At 53.2% G+C, this 619-nt stretch carries 1 protein-coding gene; it reads right to left on the bottom strand.

Translation table 11 applies throughout. The features are described from left to right. Positions 1-71: 71 nt before the first annotated feature. The coding region (locus R8N49_RS28420) for a hypothetical protein (RefSeq protein WP_318190606.1) at positions 72-619 on the bottom strand (548 nt) is incomplete at its 5' end.

Here is a 619-nt window from a genome sequence, read left to right as displayed (position 1 = left end):
ACCGGCCTCCTGGAGCATGATTAATAAAGCGTCGAAGAGCTCAGCCTTACGGCCTAGCTCTGTCTGGTTTCTTATTTCAGAGCTTTGCATGGGTTCACCACTGAATAGGGACGCACGGACTCGCGCACAATGCGGCGATCTGCGTCAGTTACAGCCTGACTGGTGCAAAAGTGCGTCCAGGCATTCAGATAATCTTTATAGGTGTGGGTAGGTGGTATGCAGCCGGTTACAACGTCCTTGGGGATGTTTGTGGTTCCCTCGGCTTCCACAAAGCGCCAATCGTGCTCGTCCATACCTTTGCCACCATCGCAATAGCGTTCCCAGCGTGACAACTCGTACAGCGAGTAGCCTTTGCCTTTATTCATGGACTTGAAGGTATTGATGGCTTCGTTGACATCCCCGTGCTGTTTGATCCCTGCTGGAGTTTTATCTGAACCAGCGGAGTCATCTTTGACCTTGTTCATCGTTGCGCTGACATTACCGTCGCCCAGCACATGGATATAACCAGGTTGACGTAATGCAGCACCACCGCGCCCCATGTTGTCCCATGCCATCGACAGTTCCCGGCTAACTCGGGCAGGTTTGTCATTTTCGGCAGGGGCAGTCTGGGGCTGAGGCT

This window comes from Vibrio sp. 1978 (genome assembly GCF_033344345.1).
This window is presented reverse-complemented; position numbering and strand designations above follow the sequence as displayed.